The 13,428-nt window shown below is 67.8% G+C and carries 13 protein-coding genes; 3 read left to right on the top strand and 10 right to left on the bottom strand.

The window, feature by feature from the left end:
• Window positions 1–35 precede the first annotated feature (35 nt).
• From queA to der, 3 genes are all read left to right on the top strand, one after another.
• Entirely contained in the window at window positions 36–1,121 is a 1,086-nt protein-coding gene (queA, locus tag BW981_RS08980; RefSeq protein WP_076438271.1) for a tRNA preQ1(34) S-adenosylmethionine ribosyltransferase-isomerase QueA, read from the top strand.
• 80 nt (window positions 1,122–1,201) lie between these two features.
• Window positions 1,202–1,864 (top strand): tetratricopeptide repeat protein, encoded by a 663-nt coding sequence (locus tag BW981_RS08975; RefSeq protein WP_076438270.1) that lies wholly within the window; start codon window positions 1,202–1,204, stop codon window positions 1,862–1,864.
• 4 nt (window positions 1,865–1,868) lie between these two features.
• The gene (der, locus tag BW981_RS08970; protein WP_076438268.1) at window positions 1,869–3,287 is read left to right on the top strand and encodes a ribosome biogenesis GTPase Der; all 1,419 of its coding nucleotides are present in this window, start codon (window positions 1,869–1,871) and stop codon (window positions 3,285–3,287) included.
• A gap of 154 nt (window positions 3,288–3,441) precedes the next feature.
• Here the strand turns inward: der and BW981_RS08965 are convergent, their stop codons facing one another.
• The 10 genes from BW981_RS08965 to rpsF form a co-directional block, all read right to left on the bottom strand.
• Window positions 3,442–4,182: an SDR family NAD(P)-dependent oxidoreductase gene (locus tag BW981_RS08965; RefSeq protein ID WP_076438266.1), complete on the bottom strand. Its 741-nt coding sequence runs from the start codon at window positions 4,180–4,182 to the stop codon at window positions 3,442–3,444.
• A 16-nt stretch (window positions 4,183–4,198) separates the two neighbouring features.
• Window positions 4,199–5,671, bottom strand: a complete 1,473-nt coding sequence (gene purF / locus BW981_RS08960) for an amidophosphoribosyltransferase (protein WP_076438265.1) — start codon at window positions 5,669–5,671, stop codon at window positions 4,199–4,201.
• 48 nt (window positions 5,672–5,719) lie between these two features.
• A complete protein-coding gene (locus BW981_RS08955; protein ID WP_076438263.1) occupies window positions 5,720–6,394 on the bottom strand; it encodes a CvpA family protein in 675 nt (224 codons plus the stop codon).
• A gap of 75 nt (window positions 6,395–6,469) precedes the next feature.
• A complete protein-coding gene (radA, locus tag BW981_RS08950; protein ID WP_076438261.1) occupies window positions 6,470–7,900 on the bottom strand; it encodes a DNA repair protein RadA in 1,431 nt (476 codons plus the stop codon).
• Between the two features lie 163 nt (window positions 7,901–8,063).
• Window positions 8,064–9,191, bottom strand: coding sequence for an alanine racemase (alr, locus tag BW981_RS08945; protein WP_076438390.1), 1,128 nt, complete (start codon window positions 9,189–9,191; stop codon window positions 8,064–8,066).
• Window positions 9,191–10,678, bottom strand: coding sequence for a replicative DNA helicase (locus BW981_RS08940; protein WP_076438259.1), 1,488 nt, complete (start codon window positions 10,676–10,678; stop codon window positions 9,191–9,193). Before BW981_RS08940 ends, alr begins: the two co-directional genes overlap by 1 nt.
• Window positions 10,679–10,875: 197 nt before the next feature.
• Window positions 10,876–11,442 (bottom strand): 50S ribosomal protein L9, encoded by a 567-nt coding sequence (gene rplI / locus BW981_RS08935; RefSeq protein ID WP_076438257.1) that lies wholly within the window; start codon window positions 11,440–11,442, stop codon window positions 10,876–10,878.
• 28 nt (window positions 11,443–11,470) lie between these two features.
• Window positions 11,471–12,415: a hypothetical protein gene (locus tag BW981_RS08930; protein WP_076438256.1), complete on the bottom strand. Its 945-nt coding sequence runs from the start codon at window positions 12,413–12,415 to the stop codon at window positions 11,471–11,473.
• Window positions 12,416–12,627: 212 nt separating this feature from the next.
• The gene (gene rpsR / locus BW981_RS08925; protein ID WP_038367644.1) at window positions 12,628–12,873 is read right to left on the bottom strand and encodes a 30S ribosomal protein S18; all 246 of its coding nucleotides are present in this window, start codon (window positions 12,871–12,873) and stop codon (window positions 12,628–12,630) included.
• A gap of 2 nt (window positions 12,874–12,875) precedes the next feature.
• Window positions 12,876–13,307: a 30S ribosomal protein S6 gene (rpsF, locus tag BW981_RS08920; RefSeq protein WP_076438254.1), complete on the bottom strand. Its 432-nt coding sequence runs from the start codon at window positions 13,305–13,307 to the stop codon at window positions 12,876–12,878.
• Window positions 13,308–13,428 lie beyond the last annotated feature (121 nt).

Here is a 13,428-nt window from a genome sequence, read left to right as displayed (position 1 = left end):
GGCTCGTTCCGTTTGAGGCAAGAGTTGCGCCGACGATGGATGTCGACCTCTTCGATTTCGACCTGCCGGAAGACCGCATCGCGCTGAGGCCGGCGAGCCCTCGCGATTCCGCGCGCCTGCTCGTCGTCAAGCCGGGCGCGCCGGAGCCGCTCGAGGACCGGATCATCCGCGATCTGCCTTTGCTCCTGCAGCCGGGCGACGCGCTGGTGCTCAACGACACGCGCGTCATCCCCTCTCGCCTGCGCGGACGGCGCTGGCGGGGCGAGGATTCGGCGCGCATCGAGATCATGCTGCACAAGCGCGAAGGCGCCGACAGCTGGCTTGCCTTCGCGCGGCCGGCCAAGAAGCTCTCGCTGGGCGAGACGGTGGTCTTCGACAACGAAGGCGCGAGCAACGCCTGCGAACTCGCGCGACTGCAGGCGGAGGTGGTCGCGAAAAGCGAGGGCGGCGAGGTCGGGCTGCGCTTCAACCTGACGGGTGCCTATCTCGACGAGGCCATCGGCCGGCTGGGCGAATTGCCGTTGCCGCCCTATATCGCCGGCAGGCGCCCGGCCGACGCCGCCGATGCAGCCGACTACCAGACGGCCTATGCCCGCCACGAAGGCGCCGTCGCCGCTCCGACCGCGGGCCTCCATTTCACCCCCGAATTGTTTGCGGCGCTGGAGGCACGCGGCGTCTCCCGCCATTTCGTCACGCTGCATGTCGGCGCCGGCACCTTCCTGCCGGTGAAGGCGCAGGACACTGACGAGCACCGGATGCATGCCGAATGGGGTTCGGTCTCGGCCGAGACGGCACTGGCGCTGAATGCCGTGAAGGCGCGGGGTGGGCGCATCGTCGCTGCCGGCACGACCTCGCTGCGGCTGCTCGAAAGCGCGACGGACGAAGACGGCGTGGTCCAGCCCTTTTCCGGCGACACCGCGATCTTCATCACGCCGGGCTATCGTTTCCGCGCGGTCGATCTGTTGATCACCAATTTCCACCTGCCGCGCTCGACGCTGTTCATGCTCGTTTCGGCCTTCTGCGGGCTCGACGTGATGAGGCGAGCCTATGCACACGCGGTCGCCGGGGGCTATCGCTTCTACAGCTATGGCGATGGCAGCCTGCTGTTCCGGGCCGAGTAACAGCGGGGCAGGCGCCGTTCCGGCTCGCCTTCGCGGCACGAAAGTGCTACCGCGCTCCCAACAGGGATTGTGACAGTCAAATGGCCGATATTTTTCGCGAGATTGAAGAGGAGGTCCGCCGCGACAAGGCGGCCGAGCTCTGGAAGAAATATGGCTGGGTCGTCACGACGCTGGCCGTGCTGATCGTGCTCGCGGTCGGCGGCTGGCAGTTCTGGCAGCACCGGCAGCAGGAGGCCGCTGCGGGGGTCGGCGCGCGGCTGGAAGCCGCGCTGAAATCGTCGCGCGACGGCGATCGTGCCCAGGCTGAGACGATCCTGAAGGACCTCGCCGGCTCGGCGCCGGCAGGCTACCGCGAGATCGCCCGCTTCCGCCTTGCCTCGGAGACGGCGAAGGCCGATCCGGCGGCGGGGGCGACGGCGTTCGACGCCATCGCCAATGACGGATCGATCGATCCGCTCTATCGCGACCTCGCCCGCTTGCGCGCCGGCATCCTGCGTGTCGATCTCGTCTCCTATGACGAGGTCAAGAAGGCGCTGGAGCCGCTGGCGGTGCCCCAGGGCGCCTGGCGCCACACCGCTCGCGAATTCCTCGGCGTCTCCGCGTTGAAGGCCAATGACTTCGACGCTGCAGGGCGCTGGTTCGACGCGATCGTGACCGATCCCGCCACCTCGGCGGCCGAGCGGCAGCGCGCCGAGCTCTATCTCGCGCTGGTTCGCGGCGGCCGCGTCACGGTGAAACCCTGATCCGATGACAGCCATCGTCGCCCTGATCGGGCGCCCCAATGTCGGCAAATCGACCCTGTTCAACCGGCTCGTCGGCAAGAAGCTCGCGCTGGTCGACGACCGGCCGGGTGTGACGCGCGACCGCCGTGAGGGCGACGCCGCGCTCGGCCATCTGCGCTTCAAGGTCATCGACACCGCGGGGCTGGAGGAGGCGGACAAGGATTCGCTTCTCGGCCGCATGCGCGCCCAGACCGAGACCGCCATCGCCCAGGCCGACGTCATCGTCTTCATGATCGACGCCCGCCTCGGCCTGACACCGATGGACCAACCCTTCGCTGATCTCGTGCGCAAGTCGGGCAAGCCGGTCATCCTGCTCGCCAACAAGGCCGAAGGCAGGAAGGGCACGGAGGGCATCATCGATGCCTATTCGCTCGGGCTAGGCGATCCCGTGCCGTTCTCCGCCGAGCACGGCGAGGGCACCTCGGATCTGCTGGAGGCGCTCGCGCCTTACGTCGATGTCGAGCCGGAGGAAGAGGAGCCCTTCGACGAAAGCTATGGCGACAAGAAATGGGTCGAGGCCCCTGCCGCCTTCGTCGATGAGGACGCGGAATACAACGACCCCAACAAGCCGCTGCGCGTCACCATCATCGGCCGTCCCAACGCCGGCAAATCGACGCTGGTCAACCGGATGATCGGCGAGGACCGCCTGCTCGTCGGCCCGGAAGCCGGCATCACCCGCGACACCATCTCGGTCGATTACGAATGGCGCGGCCGGCCGGTGAAGCTGTTCGACACGGCCGGCATGCGCAAGCGCGCCCGCATCGAGGAAAAGCTCGAGAAGATGTCGGTGCAGGATTCGCTGCGCGCGATCCGCTTCGCCGAGGTCGTCGTCGTGCTGCTCGACGCCACCATCCCTTTCGAGAAGCAGGATCTGACGCTGGTCGACCTGACCGAGCGCGAAGGCCGCTGCGTCGTCATCGGCCTCAACAAATGGGACCTCGTCGCCGACAAGAACGGCCTGCTGGCCGAGCTCAAGGAGAAGGCGAGCCATCTGCTGGCGCAGGTGCGCGGCGTGCCGATCATCCCGCTCTCGGGCCTCGCTGGCGAGGGCATCGACCGGCTGATGCAGGCCGTCTTCACCGCCTATGAGGTCTGGAACCGGCGCGTCTCAACGGCGAAGATCAACCGCTGGCTCGAAGGCGTGCTCTCGGCCCATCCGCCGCCGGCCGTGGCCGGACGGCGCATCAAAATCCGCTATATGACGCAGGCCAAGGCACGCCCGCCGACCTTTGCGCTGTTCGGGAACCAGCTCGACCATCTGCCGGTGTCCTACACCCGCTATCTGGTCAACAATCTGCGCGAGGCTTTCGACCTGCCGGGCACGCCGATCCGCCTGCACACCCGCGGCGGCGAGAACCCCTACGACAAGGCACGCAAGGGCTGAGGCCTTCTCCCTCTCTCTTGGGGGAGAGGGTGGCGGCGTAAAGCGCTGACGGATGAGCAACCGCTCTCTGAAAAAAGGGCCGCTTCGTGCGACCCTTCTCTCATGCGACTCTCCCAGACGCCTTCCTGCCTTCAAGGAACAAGGGACGCGCAGCTCAAACCGGCAGCTGCGGCGTCAGCACCTTGCCCTGGGGGAAATCGAAGATCTTGCCGCTCTCGGCCCAGTCGGGCGAGGCGAGGGCGACCAGATGCGGCGCCAGATCCTCCGGCGTCTTCAGCGTCGCGGGGTCCTCGCCCGGCATGGCCTCGGCCCGCATCCGCGTCCGCAGCGGACCAGGATTGACCAGCATGACCTTGACCGGCGTCGTCGCCGTCTCGGCAGCATAGGTGCGCCCAAGCGCCTCCACAGCGGCCTTGGAGACCGAATAGGGCCCCCAATACGCGGTGCACTTATGGGCTGCGCCGGACGAGAGCAGGATCACGCGCCCGGCCTCGGAAGCCCGCAGCGCCGGATCGAGCGACTTGATCAGCCGCCAGTTCGCCGTGACATTGACGTCCATGACCTTGGCCCAGTCACTGTCGGTGACATGGCCGAGTGGGGACAACGACCCCAGCACGCCGGCATTGGCGAGCAGGATGTCGAGCTTGCCCCAGCGCTCCAGCAGCGCCGGGCCGAGCTTCTCGATGCCGCCGGCATCCGTGAGGTCGAGCGGCACCAGGGTCGCGCTGCCCTCGATCAGGCGGATCTCGTCGTCGAGCTCCTCGAGGGCGCCGGAGGTCCGGGCCAGCGCGACGACATGAGCGCCCGCGCGGGCAAAGGCGAGCGCTGCCGCGCGCCCGATGCCGCGCGAGGCGCCGGTAACGAGCGCGACGCGCCCCTGCAAAGGCTTGGTCATCGGGAGGCTCGGGAGGTCAGCCGGCTTCAGCCAGCAGGGAGATCTGCTGCTTGGCGCTCTCGCCGATCACGTCGGTGAGTGAGGTCGGGTAATCGCCCGTGAAGCAGTGGTCGGTGAATTGCGGGCGGGTCGGGTCGCGCCGCTCATGGCCCATGGCGCGATAGAGCCCGTCGACCGAGATGAACGCCAGCGAATCGGCGCCGACAAACTGCCGCATCTCCTCCAGCGAGTGGGTGGCGGCGAGCAGCTTTTCGCGGTCGGGCGTATCGATGCCGTAATAGTCGGGGTGGGTGATCGGCGGCGAGGAGATGCGGAAATGCACCTCGCGGGCGCCGGCCTCGCGCATCATCTTCACGATCTTGAACGAGGTCGTACCGCGCACGATCGAATCGTCGACCAGAACGATGCTCTTGCCTTCGACCACCGAGCGGTTGGCCGAATGCTTCAGCTTGACGCCGAGCTCGCGGACCTTCTGCGTCGGCTCGATGAAGGTGCGGCCGACATAATGGTTGCGGATGATGCCGAGCTCGAAGGGAATGCCGCTGGCCTGCGCGAAGCCGAGCGCCGCCGGCACGCCGGAATCCGGCACCGGCACGACGACATCGGCATTGGCCGGCGATTCCTGGGCCAGGACCGCGCCCATCGCCTTGCGGCGCTCATAGATGCTGCGGCCCTTCACCACCGAATCGGGACGGGCGAAATAGATGTATTCGAAGATGCAGGGCCGCTCCTGCTGAGGCGGGAACGGTTTGTGGCTCTCGATGCCGCTTTCGGAGATGATCACGACCTCGCCGTTCTCGATCTCGCGGATGAACTTGGCGCCGATGATGTCGAGCGCGCAGGTTTCCGAGGTCAGGATCGGGGCGCCGTCGAGTTCGCCGAGCACCAGCGGGCGGATGCCCAGCGGATCGCGCGCGCCGACGAGCTTCTTGTTGGTGATGCCGACGAAGGCGTAGGCGCCCTCGATCTGGCGGATCGCCTCGATGAAGCGCTCGACGAAATGCGGCTTGCGGCTGCGCGCCACCAGATGCAGCAGCACCTCGGTGTCCGATGTCGACTGATAGATCGCGCCGTCGCGCACCAGCTCCCGCCGCAGGCTCAGCCCGTTGGTCAGGTTGCCGTTATGGGCGACGGCGAAACCGCCGCCATGCAGCTCGGCGAAGAGCGGCTGGACGTTACGAAGGATCGTCTCGCCCGTCGTCGAATAGCGGACATGACCGACGGCCTGCGGGCCCTTCAGCTTGTCGATGACGCTCGCTTCCGAGAATGCGTCCCCGACGAGGCCGAGCCGGCGCTCCGAATGGAAGCGGTTGCCGTCGAAGGAGACGATGCCGGCCGCCTCCTGCCCGCGGTGCTGCAGCGCGTGCAGTCCGAGCGCCGTCAGCGCCGCGGCATCGGCATGGCCATAGATGCCAAAGACGCCGCATTCCTCCCGCAGCCGGTCGGCATTCGGATCGAAGGCGGAGTCGGATGCGGTCGACGATGTCATCGAGAAAGCTCCACGCGGGCTGGGGGCGTACGCGTCTTTAGCCGTCAATTAGGGTCGCGATGGGGCGGGCGCAACCGTCCCTGGCCTCGCCGGTGTTGCAACCGGCGCATTGCCGCTCGGCAACGTCGTGGCCGGGGCGGTGCCCACCGGGGTCTTGGGTTCCTCGGCCGGGGCCTCGGTCGAACCCGGCGCGCCCGGCTTCTTCAGCAGGTTCTTGACGAAGTCGGCATTGATCTCCTGGGGCAGCATGCCGACCAGCGAGCGCCCCGTCTCTTCCAGCATCGGCCGTGACTTGGCCTCCTTGGCCCAGACCGGCATCTTCTCCGTGCCGACCAGCGCGGTGAAGAACAAATAGCCGATCACCGCCAGCAGCAGCCCGCGCGCCGCGCCGAAGACGAAGCCGAGCGTGCGGTCGAGCGCGCCGATGCGCGAATCGAGCACGAAGTCGGAAATGCGCGCCGTGACGATGGAGACGACGATCAGCGTGCCGAGGAACAGGACCGCGATCGCCGCGACCAGCGAGATCATGTCCTGCGCCGAGCTCGCCGGAATATACTGCTTGATGAAGGGCACGAGCTGGGGATGGAACGCCCAGGCGACGGCCGCCGCCGCGACCCAGGAGACGATCGCCAGCACCTCGCGGGTGAAGCCGCGAACCGCCGCGAGCAAAGCCGAAAGCAGAACCACGCCGATGACGACGAGATCGAGAATGGTGACTGGCATGGGGAGGGCCGCTCTGCTGTGATCCGACGACGGCGGCCCGCAAGCGAGCCGCCGTTTGCGCTGGCTATACGCGTTTCAGTCCTCTGCGTCACCCTTCGGGCCGCGCGATTTCACATCTCTGCGCGGTGCCCGGGCGGCGATATCGGCAACGAGTTCCGTGACATGGCCGAAACGGCGCAGGTTCAACCCGCCGCCATCGCCATGGTCGTTCCCGCCGGCCGGCATCATGGCCGCCTCGAAGCCGAGCTTGGCCGCCTCGCGCAGCCGCGCCGCGGTCACCGAAACCGGCCGCACCGAGCCCGACAGCGCGACCTCGCCGAAATACACCGCCTCCTGCGGCAGGATGGCGCCGGTCAGCGACGAGACCAGAGCCGCCGCGACGGCGATATCGGCCGCCGGCTCGTTGACGCGCAGGCCGCCGGCGACGTTGAGATAGACGTCGTGCTGGCCGAGGCGCAGCCCGCCATGGGTCTCGAGCACCGCCAGCACCATCGCGAGCCGGCTGTTCTCCCAGCCGACGACGGCGCGCCGGGGCGTGCCGAGCGCGGTCGGTGCCACCAGCGCCTGGATTTCCACCAGCACCGGCCGCGTGCCCTCGATCCCGGCGAACACGGCCGCGCCCGGCGCCGGCTGGTCGCGCCCGGCCAGGAAGAGGGCCGAGGGGTTGGTGACCTCGGACAAGCCCTTGCCGGTCATCTCGAAGACGCCGATCTCGTCGGTCGGACCGAAGCGGTTCTTCTGCCCGCGCAGGATGCGGAAGGAGTGCGCGCCCTCGCCCTCGAAGGACAGCACGGCGTCGACCATGTGCTCGACGACACGCGGGCCGGCGATCTGCCCGTCCTTGGTGACGTGCCCGACGAGGATCAGGCAGACGCCGCTGGTCTTGGCGTAGCGGATCAGCGCCTGGGCCGAGCCCCGCACCTGCGTCACCGTGCCGGGCGCGCTCTCGACCTCGCCGGACCACATGGTCTGGATCGAATCGATCACGACGAGGGCAGGGCGCCGGCCTTCGCTCAAGGTGGCGACGATGTCCTCGACATTGGTCTCGGCCGCGAGATCGACCGGCGCCTCGGCAAGCCCCATCCGCTCCGCCCGCAGCCGGACCTGCCCGGTCGATTCCTCGCCGGAGACGTAGACGACGCGCTGTCCGGCCAGCGCCAGTGCCGCGCAGGCCTGCATCAGCAGCGTCGACTTGCCGATGCCGGGATCGCCGCCGATCAGCAGCACGGAACCCGGCACGAAGCCGCCGCCGGTGACGCGATCCAGCTCACCGATGCCCGAGGTGATGCGCGGCGCGTCCTGCGTATCGCCCTTCAGAGTCTCCAGCGCGAAGACGCGGCCGCGAACCCTGCTGTTGCCGGAGGCGCGGCCGCCGCCCGGGACGGGCGCCGTCGCCGCATCCTCGACCAGCGAGGACCAGGTGCCGCAGGCGTCGCACTTGCCCTGCCAGCGGTGATAGACCGCGCCGCAGGCCTGGCAATGATAGGTCGGGCCGCGCTTGGCCATCAGCGAGGCAGCCGCGACGGATAGAGCGCGAGCGTCATTGCAGCAGCGTCATGCTCGGGCCCGACCCGAGCATCTCTTGCCGAGGCAGGCACCGAAGCCTTCGTGCCCTGAGATTCTGGGGTCTGCGCTGCGCTTCGCCCGAGAATGACGGCCTGAGGCGCCCTCACAGCCCCACATACCGCCGCTGATAGCGCCGCCCGAGGCTGGTCAGAATTTCGTAGCCGACCGTCTTGGCGCCGGCGCCGACGGCCTCGAGATCGAGCGGGCCGCCGATCAGCGTCACCGGCGCGCCGCGCACCGCCGAGCCTGCGGGAGCATCCGTCACGTCGAGGATGATCAGGTCCATCGACACCGAGCCGACGAAGGGACACAGCGCGCCGCCCACAACCGCGGAACCGCCGGTCACGGTATCGGTCCAGCTCCCGTTGCGCGGATAGCCGTCGGCATAACCGAGGCAGATCGTGGCGAGCCGGCGCTTGCCCTTGGCGGTCCAGCGGCCGTTATAGCCGACCTGCATTCCCGCCTCGACCTCGCGCAATTGGATGATCCGTGCCTCCAGCCCGATGACGGGCTGCATCGGGTTCGGCCGGCCCGGCGTCGGGTTGCCGCCATAAAGCGCATATCCAGGCCGCGTCAGCTGGTAGGCCGGGCAGCCCTTCAGGAAGTGGCCGGAGGAGTTGAGCAGCGAGGCCGGCAGCCCGGGAAAGGCTGCGGCGATCTCGGCGAAGGCGGCGATCTGCCGCGCATTGGCCGGATCGGCCTCGTCCTCCGAGGAGGCAAAATGGCTCATCACCAGCCCGATCTCGGCCGCCGCGATCACGCCGGCCTTCTCGCGCGCCAGCGACCGGCCCTCGCCCGGCCACAGGCCGAGACGGTTCATCGCCGTATCGACATGCAGGGCCGCGGGCCGAACCGTCGCGCCGGTCTGGCGGAAGGAGGCCCATTCCAGCAGTTCCTCGTGAGAGCCCAGCACCGGCGACAGTCCATGCTCGGCATAGAGGCCGCAGCTGCCCGGCAGCATGCCGTTGAGGACATAGACCGTCGCGTCCGGCGCCGCCTTGCGGGCGCGGATGCCTTCGGACAGATGCGCGACGAAGAACTGGCGGCAGCCGGCGCTCGACAGCGCCGTCACCGCCGGCTCGATGCCGATGCCATAGGCGTCGGCCTTGACCACGGCACCCGCCTCGGTACCGGCGCGCGCGCCCAGCATCCGCCAATTCGCCACGAGCGCCCCGAGATCGACGGTCAGTGTCGCGGCGTCGGGGCCGATATCACGCTGGTCGAGGGTCATCATTCACGATCCGGAAGGCGAAGCTCGTCGGCCCGATCCGAGAAGCGTGTCACATCGGCGTCGAACTGCAGGGCAACGGCGCCGGTGGGGCCGTGACGCTGCTTGCCGATGATCAGCTCGGCCACGCCATGCATAGCCTCCATCTCGATCTGCCACTTGTTGTGTTCTTCGGTGCCGGGGCGCGGTTCCTTGCCCTTGAGGTAGTATTCCTCGCGGTAGACGAACATCACCACGTCGGCGTCCTGCTCGATCGAGCCGGATTCGCGCAGATCCGAGAGCTGGGGCCGCTTGTCGTCGCGGTTCTCGACCTGGCGCGAGAGCTGGGAGAGGGCGACGATCGGAACGTTGAGCTCCTTCGCCAGCGCCTTCAGGCTTGTCGTGATCTCGGTCAGTTCCTGCACGCGGTTCTGGCCGTTCTTGGCGGAACCGGACAAGAGCTGGAGATAGTCGATGAACAGGACGTCGAGGCCCTTCTGGCGCTTCAGGCGCCGGGCGCGCGCCATCAACTGGGCTATCGAGATGCCGCCGGTCTGGTCGATATAGAGCGGCAGCTTCTCGATCTGCGCCGCGACGTCGGTCAGCTTGGCGAAGTCGCTTTCCGTGATGCGGCCCTGCCGGATCTTGTAGGAGGAGATGCCGGACTGCTCGGCGACGATACGGGTGGCAAGCTGGTCGGCCGACATTTCGAGCGAGAAGAAGCCGACGATGCCGCCATCGACGCTCTTGATGGTGCCGTCCTCCTGCCGCTCGCCGCGCCAGGCCTTGGCGATGTTGAAGGCGATGTTGGTCGCGAGCGAGGTCTTGCCCATGGCGGGGCGGCCGGCGAGCACGAGCAGGTCGGAGCGCTGCAGACCGCCCATGCGCTGGTCGACGTCGCGCAGGCCGGTGGAGATGCCGGAGAGCCCGCCGGCGCGCTGATAGGCGCTCGCCGCCATGTCGATGGCGAGCCTGAGCGCCCCGTCGAATTTCTGGAAGCCGCCCTCGTAGCGGCCCTTTTCCGCCAGTTCGTAGAGCTTGCGCTCGGCATCCTCGATCTGCTCGCGCGGCGCCATCTCGACGGGCGCGTCGTAGGCGACGTTGACGAGGTCCTCTCCGACGCCGATCAGCTGGCGGCGGATGGCGAGGTCGTAGATCGTGCGGCCATAGTCCCCGGCATTGATGACGGTCGTCGCCTCCGCCGCGAGCCGCGCGAGATACTGGCTGGGCGTGATGTCGCCGAGGTCGAGATCGCCGACGAAGGTCTTGAGCGTGATCGGCGTGGCGAGCTTTCCGGCGCGGATCATGCTCCCGACGAGCTCGAACACCCGCTGGTGGATCGGCTCGAAGAAATGGTCCGGCAGCAGGAAGTCGGAGACGCGGTAGAACGCGTCGTTGTTGACCAGCACCGCGCCCAGCAGTGCCTGCTCGGCCTCGATGTTGTGAGGCTGGACGCGATATTCGGCCTCGCGATTGTCGAGGCGGGCGACGAGAGCTGTGACGGGAGCCATGGCGATCTGGATACGTCAGTAGGGGCGGTTCTTGAACGTGAACATATAGAGAACGCAACTTTACGCTGCAAGCTGTACCCGTTGTTCACAGCGCCGCGTCCACAAACTCCGGGAACGCAATCTCATGCCGGAGCGCCCGCATGAAAAAAGGCGCCGCGATCGCTCGCGGCGCCTGATCACGAAAGCCTGTGCGGCTCTCAGCGGTCGTCGTCGCCGCCGGCCTCGGCCAGCGCAGCGCCGACCTCGAGCCCGAGATCGTCGAGGTCGAACGCCTCACGCGCGGTGACGTTCTCACCGGCGGCCTGGCGGTCGGCCTCCTGGGCCGAGCGGGCGACGTTGACCGTGACCGTGACGGTGACTTCCGGATGCAGCACGACCGGGACCGTGTGCAGGCCGAGCGTCTTGATCGGGGTGTTGAGCGTCACCTGGCTGCGGGCGACCTTGAAGCCATCGGCGACGAGGGCCTCGGCGATGTCGCGGGTCGAGACCGAGCCGTAGAGCACGCCGGATTCGCCCGACTGGCGCAGGATCACGACGCTCTGCCCGTCGACGCGCTCGGCAATCGCGTCGGCTTCCGACTTGAGCTCGAGGTTGCGGGTCTCGAGCTCGAGCTTCTGGCTCTCGAAGCGCTTGCGGTTGTCGTCGGTGGCGCGCAGCGCCTTGCCGCGGGCGAGGAGGTAGTTGCGGCCGAAGCCGTCGCGCACGCGGACGACGTCGCCCATCTGGCCGAGCTTGGCGACGCGTTCGAGCAGGATCACTTCCATTTGTCTTCTCCTTGATGGTCGGATGAATTCAGGGTTGGGCAGGCGGAGGGGGCAGCGCGCGCTTGCGCAGGCCGAACAGCGTGTCGGCCAGCCCGATGAGCGCGAGCAGGGGCGTCAGCACGGCCTGCATCACGACGAGCGCGACATAGACCGAGATCAGCATCGGCAGCCGCCAGGAGCGGCCGCGCGAGAGGTCGTGCAGCAGGCAAAGGCCGCTGAACATGAAGGCGGCGAGCAGCGCGCCGCTGAAGGCCATCGCCGCGACGCCGAGATAGTTGCCGAGCGAGGCCAGCACGGCGGCGCCGAGCAGGAGCAGCAGCGCAAGGCGCGGCAGCGTCGTCGATGGAATGAACGGCCAGGGCCGCGGCAGGCGACCGGAGATCGTCACCGCCTTGGCCGAGAGCCAGAGGTTCAGCGTGATCGTCGTCACGAAGGAGGCGCCGATGCCGAGCGGCACGACCGGGGAAAGCCCGTCCGCCAGCTCCTTGACCGGCATGTCCGCGGGCAGCGAGATCATGCGGCTGCGCACCATCTCGTTGAGGATGCCCTCGATCATCCGGGCGATGGCAGAACGATAGAGCTCGTAATCGGTGGTCATCACCAGCGCGCTGCCGACCGTGGCGAGCGCAGCGGTGGCCGCGATCCACAGCATCAGCTTGCCGAGCGGATACCATTCCAGAGGGCCCTGTCCATCTGCCCGGGCCAGCAGCGCGAGATAGGCGATCCACCACGCCGGCAGCCCGATGATGAGGGCGAAGGCGATCCCCCCGGTCGGCGTCAGGGCGACGGCGACGGCGAGCGCACCGGTCGCGGTGGCGAACAGGCCCGCGCGGTGGTTCCAGCCGAGGGCTGCGATGAAGATCGGAAGGGGGGAGGCGGAGTACAGCAGCGCCGACAGCGGCGATCCGGTGATCACCACTGAGAAGAGCAGGGCCGCCACGAGGCCCGCGCCGATGCCGACGACCGGAATCATCAAATCCGTCCTGCTGTCCCGCTGCTCGACGCCATTGTTCGGGCATCAGGCTCTCCGAAAAGTGGCTTCCACTTTTCGGCCCGATGCCGTCGGCGCGGCAGGGTGAGAGGCATCCGCCTCAACGAACCCGGTGGAGTCTCACCGCCGGGCGACTGGTGGGTTCTAGACCAAAGCCGGAGGTGCCGAGGCACCTCCGGAAGACATCCATCCGCTCAGCGGATGACGTAAGGCAGCAGGCCGAGGAAGCGGGCGCGCTTGATCGCCTGGGCGAGCTCGCGCTGCTTCTTGGCAGAAACCGCCGTGATGCGGGACGGGACAATCTTGCCGCGCTCAGAGATGTAGCGCGAGAGCAGACGCACGTCCTTGTAGTCGATCTTCGGGGCGCCTTCGCCCGAGAAGGGGCAGGACTTGCGGCGGCGGAAGAAGGGGCGACGGGCGCCAGCGGATGCAGTCGACATTCTCAGGCCTCCGCTTCGACGGTTTCGGTCGCTTCGTCTTCACGACGCGGGCGGTCACGGCGCGGGCCGCGATCGAACCGGTCGCCGCCACGCTCCGGGCGGTCGTCGCGGTCACGCTTCTGCAGCATGGCCGACTGACCTTCCTCGAGCTCGTCGACCTTGATGGTCATGAAGCGCAGGATGTCCTCGTTGATGCGCATCTGGCGCTCCATCTCCAGCACGGCGGCGGAGGGAGCCTCGATGTTCAGCAGCGTGTAGTGCGCCTTGCGGTTCTTCTTGATGCGGTAGCCGAGGGACTTGACGCCCCAATACTCGACTTTGCGGATGGCGCCGCCATTCGCTTCGATCACGCCCTTGAACTGCTCGACGAGGGCTTCGACCTGCTGCGCGCTGACATCCTGCCGCGCGAGCAGCACATGCTCGTACAATGCCATAGAGAGTTGGCCTTTCTGTTTCACCCTGCTTCGCCCGGCGCGGAGCCCTCCGAGCCCTGGAACAGGCCCGACAGGATTTCATCGAAGGCGGAGACACGGGATGCCGGCTCGATCAGGAGCC

Source organism: Allobosea sp. TND4EK4 (assembly GCF_900156025.1).
Taxonomy (GTDB): Bacteria; Pseudomonadota; Alphaproteobacteria; order Rhizobiales; family Beijerinckiaceae; genus Allobosea.
Note: the sequence above shows the minus strand (reverse complement) of the source record. Positions and strands in the feature narration are given on the sequence as shown.

Excerpts from the sequence above, each read along its gene's own strand:
- queA (WP_076438271.1), top strand. The coding sequence starts at position 36 with ATGGATGTCGACCTCTTCGATTTCGACCTGCCGGAAGACCGCATCGCG.
- BW981_RS08975 (WP_076438270.1), top strand. The coding sequence starts at position 1,202 with ATGGCCGATATTTTTCGCGAGATTGAAGAGGAGGTCCGCCGCGACAAG.
- der (WP_076438268.1), top strand. The coding sequence starts at position 1,869 with ATGACAGCCATCGTCGCCCTGATCGGGCGCCCCAATGTCGGCAAATCG.
- BW981_RS08965 (WP_076438266.1), bottom strand. The coding sequence starts at position 4,182 with ATGACCAAGCCTTTGCAGGGGCGCGTCGCGCTCGTTACCGGCGCCTCG.
- purF (WP_076438265.1), bottom strand. The coding sequence starts at position 5,671 with ATGACATCGTCGACCGCATCCGACTCCGCCTTCGATCCGAATGCCGAC.
- BW981_RS08955 (WP_076438263.1), bottom strand. The coding sequence starts at position 6,394 with ATGCCAGTCACCATTCTCGATCTCGTCGTCATCGGCGTGGTTCTGCTT.
- radA (WP_076438261.1), bottom strand. The coding sequence starts at position 7,900 with ATGGCCAAGCGCGGCCCGACCTATCATTGCCAGGCCTGCGGCGCGGTC.
- alr (WP_076438390.1), bottom strand. The coding sequence starts at position 9,191 with ATGACCCTCGACCAGCGTGATATCGGCCCCGACGCCGCGACACTGACC.
- BW981_RS08940 (WP_076438259.1), bottom strand. The coding sequence starts at position 10,678 with ATGGCTCCCGTCACAGCTCTCGTCGCCCGCCTCGACAATCGCGAGGCC.
- rplI (WP_076438257.1), bottom strand. The coding sequence starts at position 11,442 with ATGGAAGTGATCCTGCTCGAACGCGTCGCCAAGCTCGGCCAGATGGGC.
- BW981_RS08930 (WP_076438256.1), bottom strand. The coding sequence starts at position 12,415 with ATGATTCCGGTCGTCGGCATCGGCGCGGGCCTCGTGGCGGCCCTGCTC.
- rpsR (WP_038367644.1), bottom strand. The coding sequence starts at position 12,873 with ATGTCGACTGCATCCGCTGGCGCCCGTCGCCCCTTCTTCCGCCGCCGC.
- rpsF (WP_076438254.1), bottom strand. The coding sequence starts at position 13,307 with ATGGCATTGTACGAGCATGTGCTGCTCGCGCGGCAGGATGTCAGCGCG.